Annotated in this window: 4 protein-coding genes; 2 read left to right on the forward strand and 2 right to left on the reverse strand. The window is 34.5% G+C overall.

The window, feature by feature from the left end:
• Nucleotides 1-613, reverse strand: a 613-nt coding sequence (locus ACLTU0_RS09805) for a DUF6198 family protein (protein WP_412322262.1), incomplete at its 3' end; no start/stop codon positions are given.
• A gap of 85 nt (nucleotides 614-698) precedes the next feature.
• Nucleotides 699-1,958, reverse strand: a complete 1,260-nt coding sequence (locus ACLTU0_RS09810; RefSeq protein WP_412322263.1) for a glycoside hydrolase family 28 protein — start codon at nucleotides 1,956-1,958, stop codon at nucleotides 699-701.
• 201 nt (nucleotides 1,959-2,159) lie between these two features.
• Between ACLTU0_RS09810 and ACLTU0_RS09815 the strand changes: the two genes are divergently transcribed.
• A complete protein-coding gene (locus ACLTU0_RS09815; protein ID WP_412273609.1) occupies nucleotides 2,160-2,711 on the forward strand; it encodes an RNA polymerase sigma factor in 552 nt (183 codons plus the stop codon).
• Entirely contained in the window at nucleotides 2,704-4,212 is a 1,509-nt protein-coding gene (locus ACLTU0_RS09820; protein WP_412322264.1) for a DUF4179 domain-containing protein, read from the forward strand. Before ACLTU0_RS09815 ends, ACLTU0_RS09820 begins: the two co-directional genes overlap by 8 nt.
• Nucleotides 4,213-4,341: the final 129 nt, after the last annotated feature.

A 4,341-nucleotide genomic window follows, 5' to 3' on the forward strand; every position in this document is an offset into this window, starting at 1 on the left:
CGACCGTTTTACCCATAGTAAACGCCGCAAGGACAGTTCCTATTCCTAATCCGTCAAGACGTCCGAGAAATATAAACGTCATACCGGCAGTTACTGCCAAACACGTTACGTCAAAAATTATTTTGACTTTTGAATATGAAACGTTTATAATCTCCGATAACTCTCTCGGGAAAAGGTCTGTCGGTATTATCGGTAATTTACATCTGTTTGATAATGCTATGCCTATGCAAAGCAAGAAATAACTTACGACAAAGTATAACACGCACCAACCCAAATCGGTCGGTAAAATGTCTATCCACATTTTATGTACATCAAGCAATTCACTGAATATAAAGCCCAACACAAAGCTGAACAAATATTGCGGAACAAACTTTTTCCTAAGTATCATTAAACTCAAAACAAGCAATCCTTGAAAAATATATGTCCACGTTCCGAGCGATACTTTCGGAATAACCTCCGAAAACGCATACGGAACACTCGATATAGCCGAAATTCCCGCACCTGAATATAACATAAGTACAACGCCGAAACTGTTGATTATAACCGCCAACGCAAGTGCCAATTCTCCTCTGAATATATGTAAATTTTCTTTATCCGTTGTGTATCCATCCATTGTTTTTGCCTTTGATTTACACATCGGGATTTATTATACCACAAAATTATTTCTGATACAACAGAAAAACTTCTATAACACAACGTTACGGAAGTTTTTGAATATCTATATTTTTAATTTTCACATTTTGTATTGCATTTTCGTTAAATCCGTTTACTTTTGCGTTAATCTTTAAATTTTCAAAAGTAAAATCTGACAATATATATTGACTTTCATCTGTCTTGACATCGAAAAACGTATTACACTCACATTCGCAATTTTTCATTACAACATTATCCGCATAAGAAAGCGGCACATCTTCACTGTCTTTCAAATCGTAAAACTGCGTCCAAGGGTTTATGTTGATAAAGCTGTCAATTTTACCTTTTATATCTTCAACACTGATATATTCATAATGCTGAGGTGTATCGGGACGCATTTTCAGCCACAACAAATTTTTACCCTCTTTAATATTTATTCTTCTTAAAATTATATTTTTATTATGTACAGATTCCGAACCGCAAGTTAGGCAACCGTGACAGAAACCGTATGTACAATCTTCAATTAAAATACGTTCGTTAGAGCCGTTTTCGGATAATTTATCCGCCCAAGGACCTTTTCCGCCTTTCAGCACCACCGAATCATCATTAACTTCAAGATAACAATTTTTAACCAAAACATCTGTACACACGTCTATATCAACAGCGTCTGTACTCGGTGCTTTAATCGGCTTTGCCGGTGAAAATATATTGCAGTTTATATACTTGACGTGATGACATTTGTATATATGAGTAGTCCAATAGTGCGAATTTTGCAAGTGCAAATCGGCTATTGTGACATTACTGCTGTTTGATATGTAAACAAGTCTTGGACGCTGCTCGTCCTTGTTGGTACAGTTGGGATTCCATTCACGTCTCAGCCAAAACGATCTCCACGATTTCAAACCATTTCCGTCTATTGTACCTTTTCCGCACATTTTAAAACCGTCAACATTATCTGCATTAATCAACGCAGAAAAATACGGACACGTTTCACCCTCCATACGAGTTTGCATTATCGGATAATCGTAAATATCATCACTGCCCTTTAACACTCCGCCGTCCTCAATATAAAGATTTACTCCTTGTTTGAAAAACAACGCACCCGTAAGATATGTTCCTTTCGGAACTACAATCACTCCGCCGCCGTTTTCATATGCTCTGTCAATCAAATTCTGTATTTCTTTCGTATGTATCTTGCCGTCATCAAGGACATTGTTATCGGTTAATACATATTGCTTACCCAAATCACTTAATTCGGGTATATTTATATCGTAAAACCACTTATCTATAACAGTTCCGTCAGGGAAAATTTCTTGTTTGTCCATATTAATTCTCCTATTTTTTTATTTAATTATATCACGTTACTTTGCATTTTGCCATATGTTTTGCTTGTTTTTCACCTGCATAATATGATACAGTAAAATAAATTTTTATAATATTGAAACTTTTTATATATTTTCTGTGTATATAATAGCGTACACATCAAAAAATAGTGCTATTTTTTACAACGAGAGGAGGCTTATAATTTGATTGATGAACAAAAACTTTTACATAATCTAAAAAAGCGAAATCGTAACAGCTTAGACGACATTATAAAAATATACACGCCGTATGTAAGCGTGATTGTTTATAATACAGTCGGCTGTAAATTGTCAAAAGAAGATATGGAAGAAATCGTTTCCGATACATTTTTTCTTTTATGGCAAAGCTCTTTAAACATTGATGAAACCAAAGGCAATATGCGTTCATATTTAGCAACTATCGCCAGAAACACATCAAAGAATAAACTTCGCAAATATCATTCAAATGAAGTTCTGAATGAGCAAATTATATCAAGCGATTTAACACCTCAAGACAATATAATAAAAGCAGAAAACAGTCAACTTTTAACCGAACTGATTACATCACTCGGCGAGCCTGACAGTGAAATATTTTTCAGGTATTATTACTACAACGAAAAAATCAAAACAATTTCAAAAGCAATGAATATTTCCCTGTCGACAGTCAAAACAAAACTGTATCGCGGTAAACAAAAATTAAAAAACACTATTATAAAAAGGAGGGCTAATGATGAATAAACGTTTAGCTAAATTACAAAAAGAATTAGATATTTCAGATACTCATAATATGCCGAGTACGGATATTATTCTGAAAAATGTAAACAACAAAATCAATGTTTCTCCTGAAGAAAGGAAGATTTATATGAAAAGAAAATATTTAAAAATAACATCAATCGCCGCCGTTATATGCGCACTTGCGGTTACAACCGCATTTGCGGCTGATTCAATCAGCGGTAAAATCGGCGAAATTATATCATATTTTCAAAATGACAATGCTGTCGAAATGACAAGCCTTGAACAGCTTGCAAATTTTAACGACTCAATCGGAAAAAGCATATCAAAGGATGGTTACACACTTACTCTCGACAACGTAGCCGCTGATGATAACTTTGTTCATGTATTTTATACAGTTACTTCTGAAAATGAGCCTTTTTACAATAACTCTGACAATAACGCACCTATTTGGAGCAACAGTTTAAATGTTTCGGCAGATATTCAATGTGTTATAAATGGCAAGCTTACAGGCGTAAGCAACAACAATCACGAAAACGGATATTTTGTCGACCAACATACATATAAATGTGCGAAAAAATACAATGTGTCAGGATATAATATTCCGAATAAATTCAATCTTGAATTGTTTGCATTTATATCAAAAGCAGATACTTCCGAAGAAAATTACCCTGTCGCATTTACCAAATTGTTTAACGGCCAATATGACGGTATAACCGATAACGATAAAAACGCAGTATGGTACATTTCAACCGATATTGACAAATCAAAAGTCAAGATTAGTAGTATAACAAAAGACATAAATTTAAAATTGCCTAATTCCGACGCTACTGTTGAAAAAGCCGTATTTTCACCATTCGGCAATCAGCTTGTGATTTCAACCCCATCAACAGGTGATCCTGATAATGTCATCGCAAATATTGACAGTTTTGCTTTGTATGACGAAAACGATACTTGCCTTGATATTTTAAACTCTGATTTAAGTGTAAATGGTGACGGAAGTTCACGAAATTCACTTGAATTTCTTAAAGCAAACAAGGATACAAAACAGTTAAAATTCGTACCTGTTAAATACTCATACAATACAGAAGATTGCGATACAATATTTAACAGTGTCGGAACATATCCTATTGAATACAAAATTAACGACTATGGCAAAGTGATTGTAACCGGTATCAGAATTACAGACGGTGAAATTGACATTGATTATTACAAAGACGGTTTTGTTCCATATGATCCTGCGTTTGTTCTTCAAAATGACAACGGTGAAAATGCCAAACCGGGCGATAAATTCAGCTCAACGTTATACACCGATGTAAATTACGAAACTAACAGCTATACTGCAAGATATGTATTTGAAGCATATGACGATAACGGTAAACTATTACCGATACCCGAAAGTTCAAAAGCAGACGCTCTAAAACAGCAATTTACAAAACTCGGTGTTGTTAAAACAGATTACTACACTCTTGATTTTGACAGTGCCGTAACAGTTAATCTAAAATAGTTAAAAAGGTGTCAAGCCCAAGTGAACATAATTTCAAAAAACTGACAATAAAAAAGAGCCTCCTGTGGTAAAATGTGAACCGACCCCCAAAAGTTAGACCAAAAATCTAACTATTGGGAGGTCGGTTTT

This window comes from Hominilimicola sp. (genome assembly GCF_046972485.1).
GTDB classification, from domain to species: Bacteria; Bacillota; Clostridia; order UBA1381; family UBA1381; genus Hominilimicola; species Hominilimicola fabiformis.

Excerpts from the sequence above, each read along its gene's own strand:
- ACLTU0_RS09810 (WP_412322263.1), bottom strand. The coding sequence starts at position 1,958 with ATGGACAAACAAGAAATTTTCCCTGACGGAACTGTTATAGATAAGTGG.
- ACLTU0_RS09820 (WP_412322264.1), top strand. The coding sequence starts at position 2,704 with ATGAATAAACGTTTAGCTAAATTACAAAAAGAATTAGATATTTCAGAT.